The organism is Microbacterium phycohabitans, from assembly GCF_032464935.1.
Classification (GTDB): Bacteria; Actinomycetota; Actinomycetes; order Actinomycetales; family Microbacteriaceae; genus Microbacterium; species Microbacterium phycohabitans.
Genome location: NZ_JAWDIT010000004.1, coordinates 384,790 through 403,839, shown reverse-complemented (window position 1 = coordinate 403,839; position 19,050 = coordinate 384,790). Strand labels below are relative to the sequence as shown.

Below are 19,050 nucleotides of genomic sequence, written 5' to 3'. Positions count from 1 at the left end.
AGCACCCATGGATTTCGGCGTCGTCCTGCAGACGAACCCCCCGGCCGCCCGCACGGTGCAGCTCTCGCAGCTGGCCGAGGCCCACGGCTTCAGCCACGTGTGGACCTTCGACTCGCACCTGCTGTGGCAGGAGCCCTACGTCATCCACTCCGCGATCCTCGCGGCCACGCGCCGCGTGATCGTGGGACCATTCGTGACCAACCCCGCGACCCGCGACTGGACGGTCACGGCATCCACGTTCGCCACGCTTAACGAGATGTACGGCAACCGCACGATCTGCGGCATCGGCCGCGGCGACTCCGCGGTGCGCGTGACCAACGGGCGCCCCACGACGCTGAAGGCCCTGCGGGAATCGGTGCACGTCATCCGCGAGCTCGGCAACTCCCGCGCCGTGGAGTACAACGGCGCCACGCTGCAGTTCCCGTGGAGCCGCGGGTCGGAGCTCGACGTGTGGGTCGCCGCCTACGGCCCTCTCGCCCTCAAACTCACCGGCGAGGTGGCCGACGGCTTCATCCTGCAGCTGGCCGACCTCGACATCGCCGAGTGGATGATCGCGACCGTCCGCAAAGCCGCCGAGGACGCTGGGCGCGACCCCGACGAGATCGCGTTCTGCGTCGCCGCGCCGATGTACATCGGCGAGGACACACCGGAGAGCCGCGCGCACATGATCGAGCAGTGCCGGTGGTTCGGCGGGATGGTGGGCAACCACGTCGCCGACATCGTCGCGAAATACGGCCCTTCGACAAGCTCAGGGACCGAGGGGAACGTGCCCGCGGCGCTCACCGACTACATCGCCGGTCGCACGGGCTACGACTACAACTCGCACGGCAAGAGCAACAACGACCACGTCGACTTCGTGCCCGACGAGATCGTGGAGCGCTTCTGCGTGCTCGGCACCGCCGAGGAGCACATCGCCAAGCTCGAGAAGCTGCGTGCGCTCGGCGTCACCCAGTTCGCAGGCTACCTCCAGCACGACAACAAGGAGGAGACGATGCGGGTCTACGGCGAGACCGTGATCCCCGCGCTCACTCCCCCGGTGACGGCGAAGCGGTGAGCCGGCCGTGACGGATCAGGTCGTCGCCCCCGGGGTCGCCGGGATCGTCGGGGAGGAACGGATGCCGCGGGCTCCCCGTTCCGCGCGTGGGCGCGCCGCGGCGGTGAGGGTGGGCTGGGGAGTCGCCGGCGTCGCCGCGGTCATCGCGGCCTGGGAGCTGTACAAGCTGCTCGGACCCGCCGACGGCGTGACCGTCGGCGGCGACGGATCGGCCGGGTCGGGCGTCATCCTGCTCCCCCGCACGCACGATCGCGCCATGCCGCACGTCGGGGAGATGATCGCGCGCCTGTTCGCGCCCACGAGCGGGGGCGACACCCCGCCCCTGATCGTCTCGGTGGTGCAGGCGGCCGGGACCACGCTCGCCCTCGCCGCCCTCGGCTGGCTCATCGGCGTCGTCGTGGGCTCGCTGCTCGGCATCGCGATGCAACGCTGGCGGGTGGTGGAGGCGGGTCTGCTCCCCTGGATCGTCGTCAGCCAGATCGTGCCGCTGATCGCGTTCGCACCGGTGGTCAATGCGCTGGGGACGCAGATCGACCGCTCCGGAGTCCCCTGGCCGCAGTGGTTCTCGGTGGCGTTGATCGCCTCCTATCTGGCCTTCTTCCCCGTCGCCGTCGGCATGCTCCGCGGTCTCGAGGCGCCCGACGCCCTGCACCTCGATCTCATGCGCGCGAGCTCGGCGGGTTGGGGGCAGACGCTCGTGCACCTGCGTCTTCCCGCGGCGGTTCCGCACCTGCTCCCGGCCCTGCGCCTGGCCGCGGCCTCGGCTGTGGTCGGTGCGGTCGTCGCCGAGGTGTCGATCGGTCTGCGCGGCGGCATCGGCCGCATGCTCATCCAGCTCGCAGGGCAAGCCTCGTCCGATCCGGCGGCCCCCTGGGCACCCACTTTCGGCACCGTCGCGATGGGCCTGGTCGCCGCGGGCGGCGTCGCCCTGGTGGGCGTCGCCCTTCATCGTTTCCGTCGCGGAGAGGACACCGCATGAGCACCGACACCCTCACGAGCGCGGTCCGGGCGCGGGGCCTGAGCAAGGTCTTCCCGAGCGCGGGCGGCGAGGTCGTCGCCTTGACCGACGTCGACCTCGACATCGCGCCCGGCGAGTTCATCTCGCTCATCGGTCCCTCCGGCTGCGGCAAATCCACGCTGCTGCGCCTCATCGCCGACCTCGACACCGCCAGCGGCGGGGAGCTCGCCCTGGCCGGCAAGACCGCGCGGCAGGCCCGCCTCGACCAGGATTACGGCATCGCCTTCCAGCAGGCCGGGCTCCTCCCGTGGCGCACGGTCGCGGCGAACATCGCCCTCCCCCTCGAGCTGCACCGCTGGACGCGCACCCGTCGCGACGCGCGCGTCGCCGAACTCGCCGAACTCGTCGGCCTCTCCGACTTCGTCGACCGCTACCCCGACCAGCTCTCGGGCGGGATGCAGCAACGCGTCGCCATCGCCCGCGCGCTCGCGGCCTCGCCGCGGTTGCTGCTGATGGACGAGCCCTTCGGCGCCCTCGACGAGATGACGCGCGAGCGCCTGCAGTCCGAACTCGCCCGCATCGCGGCTGAGACGGGGGCGACCGTCGTCTTCGTCACCCACTCGATCCCGGAGGCGGTGTTCCTGTCGGACCGCGTGGTGGTGATGAGCCCGCGCCCCGGCCGCATCACCGACGTGATCGACACCCGCCCCGGGCGCGCGCGCGACGAATCGCTGCGCGAGTCGCCCGAGTACTTCGCCCGGGTCACGGCGGTGCGCGAGGCACTGCACGGCTCGCCGATGCACCGGGCGAACGAGCGATGACCGCCGCACCGCTGCCCGCGTGGGCGCGATGGACCGCACCCCTGGTGGTCGGTCTCGCGGGCCTGCTCGCCTGGTACGCCTTCGTCGCCTCCGGGAACGCCCCGCGCATGCTCCCCGATCCCTTCGCCGTGGGCGCGGAGTTCGTCGGACGCGTCGGACTCATCGCCGAGGCCGCGGGCATCACGGGGACGAACGCGCTCGTGGGGCTCCTCGCCGGCACCGTGATCGCCGTGCTGCTCGCCGCGCTGGCTGCGACCTGGCGGCCCGTCGACGGCATGACCGCTCCCCTGGTCGCCGCCCTCGCGGTCGTGCCGATCGTGGCGCTCACCCCCATCCTGAACACGATGTTCGGCGCGTCGAGCCAGTTCGGTCGACAGGCCGTCGCCGGCATCGCCGCCTTCGTCCCGGTGTTCGTGAACACCCTCCGGGGGCTGCGCCAGACACGCCCCGTCCAGCGCGACCTGTTCCGCGCCACCGCCGCGAGCGGAGGCCAGACGTTCCTCCGCCTGACCCTGCCCACCGCCCTGCCCTACCTCGTCACGGGCGTGCGGGTCGCGGCATCCCTCGCCGTCATCTCCGCCCTCGTGGCCGAATACTTCGGCGGCCCCGCCGACGGGATCGGCACCGCCATCGCCACCTACGCCAAATCGGGGCGCGCCGCCCTCGCCTGGGCGTTCGTGGCCGGGGGCATCGCGATCGGTCTCGTCTTCTTCCTCGTCACCGCGCTGCTCGAACGCGTCGTCGCGCGCCGTCTCGGCGCCGGCCGCCCGCGGAGCTGACCGGCATCCACCCCTCACGAAAGAGCCTGCACCACCCGACACACGCGCTCCACCCGATCCGGAAGGACCCACCATGAGACACAGCACCCGACGCGCCCTCGGCGCGATCGCCGGGGTCGGCGTCGCGGCCCTCGCGCTCTCCGCCTGCTCCGGCGGCGGAAGCTCCGAGCAGGCCGCCGCCGACGGCGACTTCACTCCGCTCACCTCCCTCAAGCTCCAGCTGCAGTGGCTCCCGCAGGCGCAGTTCGCCGGCTATTACGTCGCCCTCGACAAGGGCTACTTCCAGGAGGAGGGCTTCGACGACGTCGAGGTGCTGCCCTCGGGTGGCGACATCGTCCCCCAGGACGCCCTCGTCGCCGGAGACGTCGATTTCGCCGTCGCCTGGGTGCCCAAGGTCCTCGGCACCCTCGAGAACCAGGGCGTCGAGCTCACCGACATCGCGCAGGTGTTCCAGAAGTCGGGGACCACCCAGGTGTCGTGGAAGGGCTCGGGCATCACGAGCGTCGACGACTTCGAGGGCAAGCGCATCGGCTCGTGGGGCTTCGGCAACGAGTGGGAGATCTTCGCGGCCATGGCCGACAAGGGGCTCGACGCCTCGACCGTGCAGATCACGACGCAGGACTTCTCGATGAACGCCCTCCTCGACAAGGACGTGGATGCCGCGCAGGCCATGACCTACAACGAGCTCGCGCAGCTGCTGGAGACGGTGAACCCCGCCACCGGGAAGCTGTACACGATGGACGACATCGACGTGATCTCGTACGAGGACACCGCCGGCGCCATGCTCCAGGACGCCATCTGGGCCGACACGACGCGCCTCGCCGACGACCCCGCCTACGCCGACGCCGCTACGCGGTTCCTCAAGGCCGTCATCAAGGGCTGGGTGTTCGCCCGCGACAACCCCACCGAGGCCGCCGACATCACGTACACCGCCGCGACCGCCCCGGGAGTCGACGCCTTCCCGGTCGGTCCCACCCACCAGCTGTGGCAGATGAACGAGGTGAACAAGCTCATCTGGACCGGAGGCGACTTCGGCATGATCGACGCCGACGCGTGGCAGCAGACCGTCGACGGCGCTCTCAAGGCGGTCAACCAGGACGGGCTGAACCTGATCACGACCGAGCCCGCGGCATCCGCGTACTCCAACGACTACATCGAGGCGGCCCTCAGCGCGTTGAAGGACGAGGGGGTCACCGTCGACGGCGAGTACACCCCGATCGAGGTGACGCTCACGGAGGGCGGACAGTAATCCGCGCAGGCCTGAGAGGCGGCGGGGCGGTCGGATCATCCGGCCGCCCCGTCGTCGCTGCGGGGCGGTCTCCGACCCACCGACGGATGCCGCCGCGGCCCGGCATCAGGACGTGTCCGTCCTCGCGTGATTGACTACCCCCATGCACGCCAGCCCCACCCCGAGACACGCGCGACGGCGCCCCGAGTCCGGCGTCCGCCGCGGCCTCAAGCTGGTCGCGATCGCTGCCGCCGTGATCGTCGTCGCCGGCGTGGCGGTGGGGGGCTTCTACGCCTGGTCGCTGACGAGTCGCCTGCAGGAGGCCTCGGTGCCGCTGAAGGACGCTCCGGCAGAGCCACCCGCGCTGAGCGAGTACACCGAGCCCTTCGCGGTGCTGGTGGTCGGCACCGACGAGTGCGACGACGTCGTGGCGGCGGCGTTCGGACCGCGCTGCACCGACCCCGAGAACGACGGCGCGCGCAACGACGTCAACATGCTGCTCTACGTCTCGGCGAACCCGCGGCGCGCCACCGTGGTGTCGTTCCCGCGCGACCTGCAGGTCGCCATCCCGGAGTGCACGAACGACGACGGCTCCGTGTTCGGCGGCACCGATCGGGCCTCGATCAACACCGCGTTCGAAGACGGCGGTCTGTCCTGCGTCGCCGACACGGTCTCCAACCTGACCGGGCAGAGCATCCCCTTCGCGGCGAAGGTGAGCTTCGGCAACGTCGTCAACATCACCGACGCGATCGGCGGCATCGAGGTGTGCATCGGCGGCGACGGGATCGACGACCCGGATGCCGGCATCCAGTGGGAAGCCGGCCCCCGCGTGGTCAAGGGGTTCGACGCCCTCGCCTTCCTGCGCACGCGTAAGGGCATCGGCGACGGCAGCGACCTCGCCCGTATCGGCAACCAGCAGCAGTACATGTCGCGGCTGGTCAACAAGCTGCGCAGCGACGAGGTGCTGTCCAACCCGGGCACGCTCATCGGCCTCGCGAACACGGCCGTCAACAACATCCAGCCGAGCGAGAGCCTCGCCGACCCCGTCCGCATCGCGCAGCTGGCGTACACGCTCAAGGACGTGCCGTTCTCCGACATCACCTTCGTGCAGTACCCCGTGGTCGACGACCCGTTCGACAGCAACCGCGTCGCCCCCGACGAGGCCTCGGCGCAGGTGCTGTTCGAGGCGCTCGCCGCCAACGCTCCCCTCACCATCACCGGCGAAGCGGGCCGCGGCGTGGTCGCCGATCCGTCGGCTCCCACCGAGGAACCCGCCGCTCCGTCCGAGGAGACCCCCGCTCCGGATGCCAGCGCCTCCCCCGATGCCAGTGGTGCACCCGGCGTCGTCGACCTGCCCGAGAACATCAACGGCACGAAGGCGGATCAGGCGACCTGCTCCGCGGGGAACGGCTGATCCCTCCCGACACGTTCGCTCACGGGACCGCCACCGGGGTGAGCCCGGGACCCCCGCTTCGCAGCCGGGGTCGAATGGTCGCGCCCCTCAACCGGGCCCGGTTGAAGCGGGGCACGGCGTCCGGCGGGGACGGGAAGCGTCCGTTCGAGCAGACGTCATCCGGTGATCGCCGACTTCACGCTGCCCGCTCGGACGGACCGCCACGGCCGGATCAGGCCGAACGCGCGGCGTCTCTTGCGGGGCGCCCCGCGGGTTCGATCGCAGATCTCGTCGAGGGCGCGGGTGAAGCGTGCGGCCAGCACGTCGTCGCCCCACCTGTGCGCCTCCGCGATGCCGGCGTCCGACAATCTCGTCCCGAGGCGGGGATCGTCGAGCAGTGATCGCAGGCTGTCGGCGAGGGCCGACGCGGAGCCCCGCGCGAACGACAGGCCGTCGAAGCCGGGCGTGACCTGCTCCAACGCGCCGCCGGCATCCGAGACGATCACGACCGCGCCCGCGGCTTTGGCCTGCGCGACGACCTGCCCGAACGGCTCGGGAAGACGCGAAGGCACGACGACCACGTCGGAGTCGAGCAGTCGAGCGGCGACGTCGTCGATATGACCGTGGAGCCGGATGGGCAACCGTCCCGCCTCGACCCGGTGTCGCAGATCTCGGGTGTATCGCTCGTCCATCACCGCGCCTCCTCCGAACATGTCGACCTGGAAGCGCGGGCACGAACGGTCCCGCATCAGCAGCTCCGCTGCATCGACCACGAGGTCGAGGCCCTTCCACCGCTCCGGCCGACTGAAGGTGGCCACCCGGACCACCCCGCCCTCCCCGAACCGTCGGAGCCGGCGCAGCCGGATCGCGTTCGACGGCGGATAGGCGACGGCGCGCGGTACTTCCGAGAGCTCGACCGGGATGGTCGAAGCGGTCCACCTGCTGTTGGCGATGATCCCGTCGTAAGCCGGGTAGACCGTCCGGAACATCAGCTGCGTCGTCAGGCCCCGGCCGAAGGCGCGCGCCAGGTCTTCCTGCAGGTAGACGAGTCGCGGCACACGCAAGGGGACGAACGCGAGCGATTTGGCGGCCGCGATGCTCGTCGCCACCACGGCGTCGGCGCGTTGGCGCGCGACCTCGGCAGCGAGCGCGGGCAGCGCGGTGACCAGCATGCGGCGGTCGAAGGGACGCGACGTCAGCACGCTGGTGGGGATTCCGGCCTCACGGAATCGAGCGAGGAGGGGTCCCGCCGAAAGGAAGATCACGTGAGCGTCGAGGTGCGGACTGTTCTCGAGGAGCCAGAGAAGCGCGAGCTGCCCGCCTCCGGGCGTGGCGGCATGATCGACGAACACGATGCGTCGCCCGTGCGGGCGGGACGACGGCACGGGGACGGAAGAATGGGTCACGAAATCCTCGGATCGGGCGAGAGCTGCGTGACGGAAGCTAGCCGGGTGGACCGATGCCGCGCCGGGGGCGCCCCGCGGACGGCGGGGAAGCGGAGAGCCAATCACCTCCACGCTCACCCGGCGCAGGCCGGCGCGCCGCGCGAGACGACCGGTGTCGCTCCCGCATCGGCACCGGCGCGGGGACGATCGCACGAGTCCCTCGAACCCGACCGCGGTTCTCCGGCGACGCAAGCCCCCCGCGCGGGGACCGGACGTTCAGGTCGATGGGACAGCATCGAGGGGTGAAGACCCCCGCCCGCTTCTCGTTGCTCGTCGCGACCGCGGCGCTCGCCCTCGCGGGCTGCGCTCCCGCGGCCGCCCCGCCGACCCCATCGGCATCCGCCACTGCCCTCCCGACGCCGACGCCCACCCCCACGCGCACGCCCGATCCGCTCGAGGGCATGAGCCTGGCCGACAAGGTCGGGCAGATGTTCATGGTCGGCACCTCGGTCGACGGCGCCGACCCGACGACGATGGCGGCGGTGCAGAACGACCACATCGGCGGCGTCTTCCTGCACGGGCGGTCGGATGCCGGCACCCCGGCGATCGCGCAGCTCGTGAGCGGGTTCACCTCGACCGTGCCCGCGGGCCGGCCCCCGCTGTGGGTCGCCACCGACCAGGAGGGCGGCACGGTGCAGGTGCTCTCGGGCCCGGGGTTCGACGACATCCCCTCGGCCCTCGATCAGGCGTCGTCCGACGACGCCGCCCTCCGCGCGAGCGCGGCGACCTGGGGCGCGCAGCTGGCTGCGGCCGGGGTGAACATGAACCTCGCCCCGGTCGCCGACATCGTCACGAGCGCGGAGTTCGCGGCATCCAATCCCCCGATCGGCGAACTCGCGCGCGAGTACGGCTACGACGGAGCCACGGTCGGCGCCAAGTCGGGCGCGTTCGCCGCGGGGATGCGCGACGGAGGGGTGCTGCCGACGTTCAAGCACTTCCCGGGCCTCGGGCACGTCGACGACAACACCGACTACTCCACCGGCGTGACCGACGAGACGGTCACCGCCGACGGCCCCGACGTCGGGGTGTACTCCTCGGTGCTGCCCCAGGGACCCGCCGTGGTCATGCTCTCGACCGCGATCTACGCGCGTATCGACCCCTCCGCTCCCGCCGCCTTCTCGCCCGCGGTCGTGGGCGTGCTGCGCGACGCCGTCGGGTTCGACGGGGTGGTCACGGTCGACGACCTCTCGGCCGCCCGCCAGGTGCAGCCGTGGTCTCCCGCGGATCGCGCGACGCTCGCGGTCGACGCCGGCGTCGACCTGCTCCTCGTCTCGGCCGACCCCTCGGTGTACCCCGAGATGCACCAGGCCGTGCTCTCGCGCGCCGAGTCCGACCCCGCCTTCGCCGCGAAGGTGGACGCCGCCGCCCGCCGCATCCTCGCGCAGAAGGCGCAGATGCCGTAGCCCGCCTCCCCTCGCGTGAGTCGCCGGAATTCGTCGCCTGCGGGGGCCAGGAAGCGACGGAATCTGGCGACTCACGCGGCCCGCGAACGATACGCTGGAAGGCTGTGTCTGTCGAACCCGTCATCGTCTACCCGCCCGAGCTGCCCGTCAGCGCCGCGCGGGACGAGATCGCGCGCGCCATCCGCGACAACCAGGTCGTGATCGTCGCGGGCGCAACGGGGTCGGGGAAGACCACCCAGCTGCCCAAGATCTGCCTCGAGCTCGGGCGCACCTCGATCGCCCACACGCAGCCCCGCCGCATCGCCGCGCGCACCATCGCCGAGCGCATCGCCGAGGAGATGCAGGTGCCGCTCGGCTCCACCGTCGGCTACAAGGTGCGCTTCACCGACAAGGTCTCGGCCGACACGCGCGTGGCTCTGGTGACCGACGGCATCCTGCTCAACGAGATCCACCGCGACCGGCTGCTGCGCCGCTACGACACGATCATCGTCGACGAGGCGCACGAGCGCTCGCTCAACATCGACTTCCTGCTCGGGTACCTCCGCCGCATCCTGCCGAAGCGCCCCGACCTCAAGGTCATCGTCACCTCGGCGACCATCGACCCCGAGAGCTTCGCGCGTCACTTCGCCGCTCCCCCCGCCGAGCCCGGCGGCGACCCGGTGCCGGCGCCGGTCATCGAGGTGTCGGGGCGCACGTACCCGGTCGAGATCCGGTACCGGCCGCTCGACGGCGCCGACGGCGCGGGCGAAACTCCTGAGATTCCGGATGCCGACGACGGCGGGGCCCCGTCATCTCGCGGTCGCGCGGCTTCTCCGCCGTCGAATCTCCGGAGTTCTGCACGGCCGGCCGGCAAGCCCGGGCGCTCCGCCGATGACGACGTCGACGAGGTCGGGGCTGTCGTCGCGGCCCTGCGCGAACTCGACCGGGAGCCGGCGGGCGACGTACTCGTCTTCTTCCCCGGCGAGGCCGAGATCCGCGACGCGGCGGATGCCATCCGCGGGGCGTACCAGAAAGACGCGGCCCCCACCGAGGTGCTGCCGCTGTACGGCCGCCTCTCCGCGGCGGAGCAGCACCGCGTCTTCGAGCGCTCGAGCGTCGCGGGCGTGCGCCGCCGCGTCATCCTCGCCACGAACGTCGCCGAGACGAGTCTCACGGTCCCCGGCATCCGGTACGTCGTCGACACCGGCACCGCACGCATCTCGCGCTACAGCAACCGGTCGAAGATCCAGCGCCTGCCGATCGAGGCCGTGTCGCAGGCCTCGGCGCAGCAGCGCTCGGGCCGCGCGGGCCGCACGTCGCCGGGTATCGCGATCCGCCTGTACTCCGAAGACGACTTCACCCGTCGCCCCGAGTACACCGAGCCCGAGATCCTGCGTACCTCGCTGGCATCCGTCATCCTGCAGATGCTCTCCCTCGGTTTCGGTGACATCCAGGCGTTCCCGTTCCTGACCCCGCCCGACTCGCGGGGCGTGAAGGCGGCCTTTGACCTGCTGGTCGAGCTGGGCGCCGTGAAGCTGCCCGCGCCCGGGTCGCGCGCGGACACCTCGCGCACCGACGCCTCGCGCGAGCGCGACGTGCGCGACGACGGCGACCCGTCGCGACAGCGCCGGGGGCGCCGTGACGACACCGGACCCCGACTCACCGAGATCGGTCGCGAGATCGCCCGGCTGCCGATCGACCCGCGCTTCGCCCGCATGCTGATCGAGGCGCGCCGGGGCGACGTGTCGAGCGAGGTGCTCGCGATCGTGTCGGGCATGTCGATCCAGGACGTGCGCGAGCGCCCCGAGGATCGCCGCGAGGAGGCCGATCGCTTCCACGCACGATTCACCGACCCCACCAGCGACTTCCTCTCGCTGTTGAACCTGTGGGACTACCTGCAGGAGAAGCAGGCCGAGCTCGGCTCGAGCGCGTTCCGGCGCCTCTGCCGCAGCGAGCACCTCAACTACGTGCGGGTGCGCGAGTGGATCGACGTGCACCGGCAGCTGCGGTCGCTGGGCGCCTCGGGCGAGGGCTCCGGCGGGCGCGGCGGCTCCGGCAACGGCGTGCCCGGCGAGGGTCGTGCTGCCGCGCGCGGCGCGAAGAGCCATGTCCCACTTATGGCCGGTGCAGGGCGCTCGAAGTCGCACTCTTCGGGACATGCACCGTCAGAAAGGGGACGAGGGTCCGTGGGGCCGGCCTCAGAGGGGCACGCCGCACCAGAGGGCCACGCCGCGGGCGACGCGATCCACCGCGCGATCCTGTCCGGACTGCTGTCGCACCTCGGCATCCTGGATCCCCGCACCATCGCGCAGACCAAGGACCGCAAGGCCCCCGGTGACGCCCGGCCGACGAAGGGCGAGTACATCGGGGCGCGGGGCGCGCGGTTCGCGATCTTCCCGGGCTCGGGGCTGAAGAAGAAGCGCCCCTCGGCGGTCATGGCCGCCGAGCTCGTCGAGACCTCGCGCCTGTTCGCGCGCACGGTCGCCGCCGTCGACCCGGCGTGGGCGGAGGAGCTCGCCCCCGACCTCGTGAAGCGCTCGCTGAGCGAGCCGCACTGGTCGAAGGATGCCGGCTCCGCGGCCGCCTACGAGAAGGTCACCCTCTTCGGGGTCGAGCTCGTCGGCCGCCGCCGGGTGCAGCTCGCGCGCTTCGACCGCCCGCTCGCGCGCGAGATGTTCGTGCGACACGCGCTGGTCGAGGGCGAGTGGGACCCCTCGGTGCTCGACAAGCGCCTCACCGCGTTCCTGCGCCGCAATCAGGAGCAGCGCCGGCTGCTCGAGAAGATCGAGGAGCGCGAGCGCCGTCGCGACATCCTCGTCGGCGACGAGGCGGTGTTCGCGTTCTACAACGCCCGCATCCCGGCCGAGGTCACCGACGTGCGCTCGTTCGAGACGTGGTGGAAGGACGCCAGCGCCCGCACGCCCCATCTGCTCGACCTGCGCGAGTCCGACCTCACCGGCGACCGCGCGCAGGGCGACGACCGCGCCTTCCCCGCGCGCTGGCGCCAGGGCGACCAGACGCTAAACCTCGCCTACCGCTTCGAGCCCGGCGCGCCCGACGACGGCGTCACGGTCGTCGTGCCGCTGCCGCTGCTCGCGCAGCTGCGCCCCGACGGCTTCGACTGGCAGGTGCCGGGCATGCGCGACGAGCTGGTGACCGCGCTCCTGCGAGCCCTGCCCAAGACGATTCGGCGCAACGTCGTACCGGCCGCCGACTGGGCCGAGAAATTCAGCGCCGAACTGGCCGAGAAGGGCCCCGAGCACGCGAACGGTCTGCCGAAGACGACGCTCGTCGATTCCCTCGCCGCCCTCGTGCAGCGCGTGGCGAACCAGCGGGTGAGCGCCGCCGATTTCGAGATCGAGCGCGTTCCCGCGCACCTGCTCCCCTCGTTCCGCGCGGTCGACGCCCGCGGCCGGGCGATCGGCAGCGACCGCGACCTCGGGGCGCTGCAGCGTCGCCTGGCCGATCGCGCCCGCTCCAGCGTCGAGTCCGCCGTCACGCGCGAGCGACCCGCCCCACGGTCGGCCGCGAAGGTCGCCGAGGCCTCCCCCGCCTTCGCGTCCCGGACGAAACTCACCACGTGGGACCTCGACGAGCTCACCGAGGTCGTCGACACCCCCGTCGCGGGAGGCGTCGTGCGCGGCTATCCGGCTCTCGTCGACGAGGCAGACAGCGTCGCTCTGCGGGTGGAGGCCACCCCGGAGGATGCCGCGCGGCACACCCGCGCCGGCATCCGTCGTCTGATGCTGCTCGCCGTGCCCTCGCCCGCGACGTACGTGCTCGACCACCTCACCGCGAACGAGAAGCTGGCGCTCGCGGCATCCCCGTACCAGAACGCGAAGGCGCTGATCGAGGACGCGCGCGTAGCCCTCGCCGACGACGTGCTCCTGCGTGAGGCGCCGAGCGGTGTCGTGCGCACGAAGGCCGACTTCGAGCGCGTGCGGGATGCGTTCTCCGCCGTCTCGGTCGAGCGCACCTTCCAGACGGTGTCGCTCGCGGCCAAGATCCTGCTCGCGCAGCGCGAGGTCGAGAGGGCGATGAAGGATGCCGCGTCGATCACGCTGCTGGGAGCGCTCAACGACGTGCGGGGGCAGGTGAAGGGCCTGATCTTCCCCGGCTTCCTGTCGCGAACGGGGCTTCACCGCCTGCAGCACTACCCCCGCTATCTGGCGGGAGCGCTGGAGCGCGTGAAGACCCTGTCGGACAACCCCGGCCGCGACCGCCAGCGGCAGACCGAGTACGAGCGTTCCGCGACCGCGTTCACCGAGGCCGGGGGCACGATCCCCCTCCCCGACGACGCCCCCGCGACCCTCGTGCAGACGCGCTGGCTGCTCGAGGAGCTGCGCGTGAGCCTGTTCGCCCAGCGTCTCGGCACCGCGGAGCCGGTCTCGCCGCAGCGCATCACGAAGGCGCTGAAGGGGGCGTGAGTCGCCAAAATCTGTCGCTTCGGGGGCTCCCGAAGCGACAGATTTTGGCGACTCACGCGATCCCGGACGCTCAGGAGCGCAGGCGCACCTCGCCCATCGTCGCGGTGACGTCGACCTCGGCGGTGGCCGTGGCGCTGGTGCGCAGGGCGTTGTCGACGGAGCCCAGGCCGTCGTCGACGCTCACGCGGTACTCGTCGTCGGGCAGGCGCAGATCGAGTGAGCCGGCCGCCAGCTCGATGTCGGTGCGCACGGGGGTGGATCCGCGCAGCTGACCGGTGATCTCGCCGCCGGCCACGTCGAACGCGGCGGTACCGACGTCGCGCAGCTGCACCGACGCCGATCCTCCCGAGACCGACAGGTCGAGGTCGGCCGCGGCGCCGTCGAGCGTCGCGGTCCCCCCGGCCACTCTGATCGACACGGTGCCGTACTCGCCCTGGAGGTCGAGCGTGCCACCGCTGATCTGCGCGTCGACGCCGGGACCGGTGGTCGCCCAGTCCAGCGGGAGCGTGATCGTGGCGGATGATCCCGATCCCCAGCCCACGAACGTCCCGTTCGGCGAGGCGACGCGCAGGGCGTCTCCGCGGCGCTCGAACGTCCATCCCGCCCGCCCGCTCGTCGCGTCGAGCCGCGCGTTCTCGACGTCGCCGTACGCGATCGTCAGCGCTCCCCCGGTGACGTCGACGTCGAGCGACCCGACCGCCCGTGCCGTGTCGTCCACGCGGACGGAGCCGCGATCGGCGTCGCGCAACACCACGACGGCCGATGCCCCGGTGCCGGCGATCGTGCCGAGCGCGACGCACGCGCCGACCACGATCGTGACGACCGACACCGCGAGAGCGGCGCCGCGACGGCGGGGCGGCTCGGGGGCGGCGAAGGGGGCGGCGGGGGCGGAGAAGGGGGCCTGCGTGGTCATGAGGTCGCTCCGGTGTGATCGTGGCCCAGGTGCACGAGGGCGGCGATGACGCGGCGGTTGCCGGTCTCGTCCTGTTCCAGGCCGAGCTTGGTGAAGATGGCGGTGATGTACTTCTCGACGCTCGCCTCGCTGACGAACAGCGCGGCGGCGATGGCCTGGTTCGAGCGCCCCTCCGCGATCAGCGCCAGCACGGCCCGCTCGCGCTCGGTCAGGCTCTGCAGGCGTTCATCGCGTCGCCGCCGGGTGAGCAGCTGCGCCACGACCTCCGGGTCGAGCACGGTGGCGCCGGCGGCGATGGATGCGACGGCCGCGAGGAAGTCGGCGACGTCGGCCACCCGGTCCTTGAGCAGGTAGCCCAAGGCCCCCTGGCCGTCGGCGATCAGGTCGCTCGCGTAGCGCTCCTCGACGTACTGCGACAGCACGAGCACGGCGAGTCCCGGATGCCGGGACCGCAGCGCGATCGCGGCGCGGATGCCCTCGTCGGTCCACGTCGGCGGCAGCCGCACGTCGAGGATGCACAGCTCCGGCGCCGTTTCGGCGACCGCGGCCTCCAGGCCGTTCGCGTCGGGCAGGGCCGCGACCACCTCGTGGCCGTCGTCGGCGAGAAGGCGCACGAGTCCCTCGCGCAGCAGCACGGAGTCCTCGCAGATCAGGATGCGCACGGGACGTTCACCTCCACGGTGGTCGGTCCGCCCTGGGGGCTGTCGATGCGGGCGGTGCCACCCGCGGCCGTCACGCGGTTGACGATGCCGTCGAGCCCGCCGCCGGGCACGACCCGCGCTCCGCCGAGCCCGTCGTCCTCGACGCGGGCCCACAACGAGCCGTCGTCGCGCACCCGTACGTCGACGCGGCACGCCGCGGCGCGGGAGTGCTTGGCGGCGTTGGTGAGGGTCTCCGCGATCGCGAAGTAGACCGCTTCCTCGGCGGCGCGTCCGCAGCGGCGGGGCAGCCGCACGTCGAGGGTCACGGGGATGTGCGAGCGCGACGCGAGCGCCGAGAGGGCGGCATCCAGGCCCCGATCCTCGAGCACCGAGGCGTGGATGCCGCGGGCGAGCTGCCGCAGTTCGGTGATGGCCGACTTGGTCGAGGCGTGCGCCTCGGCCACGAGCGCCTTGGCGGCCTCGGGGTCGTCGTCGATCTTGGTCTGCGCGAGGCCCAGCGTCATGCCGATCGAGACCAGGCGCGGCTGGACGCCGTCGTGCAGATCGCGCTCGATGCGCGTGCGCTCGACCTCGGCCGCGCGCACCGCTCCCGCCCGGCGGGTATCGGAGGTGCGGGCCTGCTCGACGAGCTGCGCCTCACGCGAGGGGACGAAGATCGCCCGCACGATGACGCCGTCGAGGATCGCGAGGCCGATGACGGCGGCGATCGCGACGAGGATCGCGACGGCGCCCCCGAGCGGAACCGCGGCACCCTGCAGCGGGATCAGGTCGAGGAACCGGGTGTTCGACCACCCGAAGATCGGACTGACGACCAGGGCGAGGCCCCACGCGAGTCCGGCGAGGGCGGTCACCGTCACGAGCCCCATCACGGTCGCGATCGAGAACGACGCCACCGCCCGCCACTGCAGCGGATCGATGGCCTGCAGCCAGATCGAGTGCAGCACCCCGACGAAGCCCGGCTTCGCACTCCGGCGCGGCCGCAGCGGCGCAAGCCCCAGGCCGTAGAGCCCGTCGACGCGCGCCCGCTCGAACCAGGCGACGGCGAAGAGCGCGTAGACGAAGACGACGAGCACGATCACGCCCGCCAGCAGCGCGGCGAGCAGACCGAAACCCGAGCCCAGCAGGCTGAAGAGCCCCGTGAAGACGGCCGGCCCGATCACGCCCAACGCGGCCAGGTGGGCGACCGCCGCGGCGACGCGGCCCGGAGAGGCGACGCGCACCTTCTCCGGCACGCCGCTCGTCGGCGGGGCGGTGTCGACGGGCGCGCCGGGAGCCGGCGGAGGAGGCGGGAGAACGGATGCCGTGGTCATGCGGTCCACGCTAGGGCGCGGCCGGCGCGAGCACCGCCCGGTCAGCCCCCGCGCCGCTTCGGGATAACCCGAAAGGCGCCGTCAGAGCTCGTCGGCCGAGATCCAGCCGGAGGCGATCAGCTCTTCGACGTCGTCGGCGCGCAAGATGCTCGGCGACACCTCGTCCGCGGCCTCGACGGGAACGTCGCGATCGTCGAGCACCGCCTCGACGGCGTCGGCGGTCGCGGACACGAGCGCCCGCGGATCGGCGAAGACGGCGGCGTCGAGGTCGCCGTCGCGCAGCGCTCGCACGGTCAGCGGGTCGGCGCCGGATCCGACGACGAGCGGAGCGAGGGCGGGCCCGGCGTCGGCACCGCCGTCGGTCGCGGCGGGCGAGGGGGTCGGCGAGGCGGTCTCGCCGTCGGCCTCGGGCGGGTCGGTCGTGAGCGCGGTCACGACGCCGCGCGTCACCGCGTCGCCGAGAGCGAGCACCGCCGTGGGCACCTCGTCCAGCGCACCCTCCCGGAGCGCTCGGACGCGCTTCTCGGCCGCGCCGGCCTGTCCCTCGGCGGTGTCGCCGTCGACGAGGGCGGCATCGCGCGTCGCCCCCGACACGATCTCGATGCGACCCGCCTCGATCGCCGACTGCAGAGCGGCCATCGCGGCCTCGTATCGCGCGCTCTCCCAGGCGTCGGACTCCGAGGCGCTCAGCACGGCGACCCGCGCCGTACCCGGCTCCTCGATCGGGACGAGGCCCGTCGCGTCGGACGTCGTCGGCGACGGGGTCGGGCTCGGCGACACCTCCTCGACGGTGGGCGCATCGGCGAGGTCGGCGAGCAGAGCCTGCGCCTGCGCGCGCCCGAGCGCGGCCGGGTCGAACGCGATCGCCCCGGCGACGCCGAAGCCCTCGAGCGACCGCCCGAACGCGATGACCGGTACCCCCGTCTCGTCGGCGGCGGCGACCGACGTCGACAGGTCACCGGATGCCAACGGCGCGACGATCACGGCATCCACGCTCTTCGTGAGCATGTTGCGCACCTGGGCGGCCTGGGTGCGCGCGTCGGAGGCGGCGAACTGCAGGTCGACGCGATACCCGCGCGCGGTGAGCTCGCGGCTCAGTGCGTCCGCTCCGCGGCTCCACACCGCGTCGGCCGTCGTCGGCAACGCCACCCCGATGACGCCCGCGCCGTCGCTCGAGCCGGGCGCGGTCGCGCGCGCCGGGGCGCAGGCGATGAGACCGACCGTCACGGCGACGAGAACGGCGGCCGCACGGAGGGCTCGGGAAGGTGTCATCCGATCCATCCTCCCCCACGGAACGCGGCAACGCCCCGCCGCACGAGGCGACGGGGCGTTGCGGACGGAGCGAGGCTCAACCGCGGGTGCGGTTCTTGTTCCACACGTCGAAGGCCACGGCCAGCAGCAGCACGAGACCCTTGATGAGAGTGTTTAGTCCGGCCGCCCCAGGGTGAGCGGCAAGAATGCATCGACGATGGCGCGGTTGGCGAGAAACCCCCCGCCCTTGCGGACGATGAGTTCTCGACTCACCAGCTCATTGATATCCCTGGTGAGGGTCTTGGAGCCGGAGCCGACATACTCTCCGACGACTCGAGTACTCACTTCACGGAGCTTGGCTCGGGGAACCACAACACCCGCAGGCATGTCCAAGACAAGATGACGCTGCCGCCGTTTGGCCGGGGTGTCCTCGTCTCGGTACTTGTCGTGAACGATCTTCTGCCACATCACATCCTTCTGATGAGCACGGACGACGCCGATCTGATCACGCAATTCATCGACGAAGCCTTGAAGCGCGTACTGGATGAATCCTTCGACGGGGAACCCGGGAGCACGGCTCGTTCGGTCCAGCTCAACCAGGTAGGCCTCGCGCGTGCGGTTGTAGTGGTTAGAGAGAAGATGGGCCGCCGGCGTCGGCGCACCCGCCTCGATCATCAATTGAAACTCGATGAGTCGCGCAGTCCTGCCGTTTCCATCGCCGAAGGGGTGGATCCAGGCGATGTAGAGATGAGCAAGGACAGCTTTGAGAACTGCCAATGGGAAGCGGAGTTCCGGCTGATTTTCCGGCGCTTGCATCCCGTTCAGCCAGTCGACCATCTTTTCCAGAAGATGATCACAATCCTCTGCAGGGGCGCCGCGATAGGAACTGATACCTACCGTGACACTATGCGCCCGGGTCTGCCCCGGTGTGACATCCTCCTTCGCCGGCTGCCCGTCCAGCAGGCGCCGATTGAATTCCTTAATCCTGGCGACACTGAGTCCCGGCGTCCGACCATCCGCAACATCGAGCGCCAGCTCGTTGCACAACTCGAGAACCGCGTCGATTTCCGTTCCGAGATACTCTCGCGAGCGAGGGAGTGGCAGGTCTCCGTCGATGCGAAGCCGCACTTCGTGCTCAGAAAGCGTGTTGCCCTCGATGCTTGTCGTGCCGTGAATCCCCTTGCTGAGGTAGACAGAATGCATTTCCGCTGCCACATCGGGAGTCAGCGGGGCGCCCGCGAGGTGTTGACACTTGGAGTCAGCCTCGCCGAGCAAGAGCCACGTGCGAAACCCCAAACGACCGAGGTCAAGGGTGAAGGTCAGCCAGGGATGGGTCGTCAGATAGCGGCGAGGCTCGGGCATATCAATATCGTACCCCTTTTTTGTCCATCTGGCTGTCCTTGCTGTTGTCCGCGCGACTAGCGCGA

Annotated in this window: 14 protein-coding genes; 8 read left to right on the top strand and 6 right to left on the bottom strand. The window is 71.6% G+C overall.

The features are described from left to right. Nucleotides 1–7 precede the first annotated feature (7 nt). The 6 genes from RWH44_RS13210 (at nucleotide 8) to RWH44_RS13185 (ending at nucleotide 6,254) form a co-directional block, all read left to right on the top strand. Nucleotides 8–1,054: a TIGR03842 family LLM class F420-dependent oxidoreductase gene (locus RWH44_RS13210; RefSeq protein ID WP_316004918.1), complete on the top strand. Its 1,047-nt coding sequence runs from the start codon at nucleotides 8–10 to the stop codon at nucleotides 1,052–1,054. 7 nt (nucleotides 1,055–1,061) lie between these two features. After that, nucleotides 1,062–2,033: an ABC transporter permease gene (locus RWH44_RS13205; RefSeq protein ID WP_316004917.1), complete on the top strand. Its 972-nt coding sequence runs from the start codon at nucleotides 1,062–1,064 to the stop codon at nucleotides 2,031–2,033. Continuing rightward, entirely contained in the window at nucleotides 2,030–2,833 is an 804-nt protein-coding gene (locus RWH44_RS13200) for an ABC transporter ATP-binding protein (protein ID WP_316004916.1), read from the top strand. The genes RWH44_RS13205 and RWH44_RS13200 overlap by 4 nt, the downstream gene beginning before the upstream one ends. Continuing rightward, a complete protein-coding gene (locus RWH44_RS13195) occupies nucleotides 2,830–3,612 on the top strand; it encodes an ABC transporter permease (protein ID WP_316004915.1) in 783 nt (260 codons plus the stop codon). The genes RWH44_RS13200 and RWH44_RS13195 overlap by 4 nt, the downstream gene beginning before the upstream one ends. A 73-nt stretch (nucleotides 3,613–3,685) precedes the next feature. Further along, nucleotides 3,686–4,861: an ABC transporter substrate-binding protein gene (locus RWH44_RS13190; protein ID WP_316004914.1), complete on the top strand. Its 1,176-nt coding sequence runs from the start codon at nucleotides 3,686–3,688 to the stop codon at nucleotides 4,859–4,861. A gap of 142 nt (nucleotides 4,862–5,003) precedes the next feature. Then, entirely contained in the window at nucleotides 5,004–6,254 is a 1,251-nt protein-coding gene (locus RWH44_RS13185; protein ID WP_316004913.1) for an LCP family protein, read from the top strand. A gap of 155 nt (nucleotides 6,255–6,409) precedes the next feature. Here RWH44_RS13185 and RWH44_RS13180 read toward each other — a convergent pair whose 3' ends face one another. After that, the gene (locus RWH44_RS13180; RefSeq protein WP_316004912.1) at nucleotides 6,410–7,639 is read right to left on the bottom strand and encodes a glycosyltransferase family 4 protein; all 1,230 of its coding nucleotides are present in this window, start codon (nucleotides 7,637–7,639) and stop codon (nucleotides 6,410–6,412) included. Nucleotides 7,640–7,920: 281 nt separating this feature from the next. Between RWH44_RS13180 and RWH44_RS13175 the strand changes: the two genes are divergently transcribed. Both RWH44_RS13175 and RWH44_RS13170 read left to right on the top strand, forming a co-directional pair. Next, the gene (locus RWH44_RS13175; RefSeq protein ID WP_316004911.1) at nucleotides 7,921–9,081 is read left to right on the top strand and encodes a glycoside hydrolase family 3 N-terminal domain-containing protein; all 1,161 of its coding nucleotides are present in this window, start codon (nucleotides 7,921–7,923) and stop codon (nucleotides 9,079–9,081) included. Between the two features lie 104 nt (nucleotides 9,082–9,185). Continuing rightward, on the top strand, nucleotides 9,186–13,487 hold the full coding sequence (locus tag RWH44_RS13170) for a DUF3418 domain-containing protein (protein WP_316004910.1): 4,302 nt from the start codon (nucleotides 9,186–9,188) through the stop codon (nucleotides 13,485–13,487). Nucleotides 13,488–13,557: 70 nt separating this feature from the next. Here the strand turns inward: RWH44_RS13170 and RWH44_RS13165 are convergent, their stop codons facing one another. From RWH44_RS13165 to RWH44_RS13145, 5 genes are all read right to left on the bottom strand, one after another. Next, the gene (locus RWH44_RS13165) at nucleotides 13,558–14,400 is read right to left on the bottom strand and encodes a hypothetical protein (protein WP_316004909.1); all 843 of its coding nucleotides are present in this window, start codon (nucleotides 14,398–14,400) and stop codon (nucleotides 13,558–13,560) included. Continuing rightward, nucleotides 14,397–15,062 carry a LuxR C-terminal-related transcriptional regulator gene (locus RWH44_RS13160; protein WP_316004908.1) on the bottom strand — a complete coding sequence of 222 codons (666 nt, stop codon included), beginning with the start codon at nucleotides 15,060–15,062 and terminating at the stop codon, nucleotides 14,397–14,399. The genes RWH44_RS13165 and RWH44_RS13160 overlap by 4 nt, the downstream gene beginning before the upstream one ends. After that, nucleotides 15,050–16,372: a sensor histidine kinase gene (locus RWH44_RS13155; RefSeq protein ID WP_316004907.1), complete on the bottom strand. Its 1,323-nt coding sequence runs from the start codon at nucleotides 16,370–16,372 to the stop codon at nucleotides 15,050–15,052. The genes RWH44_RS13160 and RWH44_RS13155 overlap by 13 nt, the downstream gene beginning before the upstream one ends. Before the next feature lie 81 nt (nucleotides 16,373–16,453). Further along, complete coding sequence (locus tag RWH44_RS13150; RefSeq protein ID WP_316004906.1) at nucleotides 16,454–17,644, bottom strand: substrate-binding domain-containing protein; 1,191 nt, start codon at nucleotides 17,642–17,644, stop codon at nucleotides 16,454–16,456. A 153-nt stretch (nucleotides 17,645–17,797) separates the two neighbouring features. After that, nucleotides 17,798–18,985 carry a Fic family protein gene (locus tag RWH44_RS13145; RefSeq protein WP_316004905.1) on the bottom strand — a complete coding sequence of 396 codons (1,188 nt, stop codon included), beginning with the start codon at nucleotides 18,983–18,985 and terminating at the stop codon, nucleotides 17,798–17,800. Nucleotides 18,986–19,050 lie beyond the last annotated feature (65 nt).

What these genes read in the sequence shown, in the direction of transcription:
- RWH44_RS13210 (WP_316004918.1), top strand. Translation starts at nt 8, where the DNA reads ATGGATTTCGGCGTCGTCCTGCAGACGAACCCCCCGGCCGCCCGCACG.
- RWH44_RS13200 (WP_316004916.1), top strand. Translation starts at nt 2,030, where the DNA reads ATGAGCACCGACACCCTCACGAGCGCGGTCCGGGCGCGGGGCCTGAGC.
- RWH44_RS13195 (WP_316004915.1), top strand. Translation starts at nt 2,830, where the DNA reads ATGACCGCCGCACCGCTGCCCGCGTGGGCGCGATGGACCGCACCCCTG.
- RWH44_RS13190 (WP_316004914.1), top strand. Translation starts at nt 3,686, where the DNA reads ATGAGACACAGCACCCGACGCGCCCTCGGCGCGATCGCCGGGGTCGGC.
- RWH44_RS13185 (WP_316004913.1), top strand. Translation starts at nt 5,004, where the DNA reads ATGCACGCCAGCCCCACCCCGAGACACGCGCGACGGCGCCCCGAGTCC.
- RWH44_RS13165 (WP_316004909.1), bottom strand. Translation starts at nt 14,400, where the DNA reads ATGACCACGCAGGCCCCCTTCTCCGCCCCCGCCGCCCCCTTCGCCGCC.
- RWH44_RS13155 (WP_316004907.1), bottom strand. Translation starts at nt 16,372, where the DNA reads ATGACCACGGCATCCGTTCTCCCGCCTCCTCCGCCGGCTCCCGGCGCG.
- RWH44_RS13150 (WP_316004906.1), bottom strand. Translation starts at nt 17,644, where the DNA reads ATGACACCTTCCCGAGCCCTCCGTGCGGCCGCCGTTCTCGTCGCCGTG.
- RWH44_RS13145 (WP_316004905.1), bottom strand. Translation starts at nt 18,985, where the DNA reads ATGCCCGAGCCTCGCCGCTATCTGACGACCCATCCCTGGCTGACCTTC.